This window comes from Pseudomonas sp. AGC41, assembly GCF_057334555.1.
Genome location: NZ_JBHFJB010000027.1, coordinates 9,963 through 10,558, shown reverse-complemented (window position 1 = coordinate 10,558; position 596 = coordinate 9,963). Strand labels below are relative to the sequence as shown.

The 596-nt window shown below is 60.4% G+C and carries 1 protein-coding gene; it reads left to right on the top strand.

What is annotated here, in order from left to right:
• Window positions 1-94: 94 nt before the first annotated feature.
• Complete coding sequence (locus ACE04F_RS04700) at window positions 95-433, top strand: tryptophan synthase subunit beta (RefSeq protein ID WP_305497599.1); 339 nt, start codon at window positions 95-97, stop codon at window positions 431-433.
• Window positions 434-596 lie beyond the last annotated feature (163 nt).

Here is a 596-nt window from a genome sequence, read left to right as displayed (position 1 = left end):
CCCCCCCCCCCCCGCCACAGGATAAGTGTTCATATTCCCCACAGTTGGCCTATGCTGCCCAGCATGACGCCGCTTCATACATGAGGGATGCCCGATGTTTTATGTGCAACGCGATGCGCAAGGCCTGCTGGTGCGCGTCGAAGCCGCCGCTTATGCCGAGGCCACCGAGACCTTGCCGGCCGACAACCATGAGATCCAGGACTGGTTCGCCAACCAGGCGGTAGAGAACAGCCTCAAGCAACTCAAGCAGAGCGACCTGGAGATGATCCGGGTACTCGACGACCTGATTCAGGTACTTACCAGCAAAGGCGTCATCCGCGTCACCGACCTGCCGCCAGCGGCCCAGGCCAAGCTGATGGACCGCAACCAGGCCCGGGAAGCGCTGGGCGGGTTGAGTCGGTTGATCGATGACGATGAGAAGGGGTTGATCTAATTCACCGCTGACCGTGGCGAGGGAGCTTGCTCAGTCGCCACAGGTTGTACGGTGTATGAGCTGACGCCATCGCGAGCAGGCTCGCTCCCACAGTGGATGGGGGTAGATTTCAAACTTCAGCCCAACAAAAAACCATGTGGGAGCGAGCCTGCTCGCGAAGGCT

Coding starts and splice junctions, on each gene's coding strand:
- ACE04F_RS04700 (WP_305497599.1), top strand. CDS start 95: ATGTTTTATGTGCAACGCGATGCGCAAGGCCTGCTGGTGCGCGTCGAA.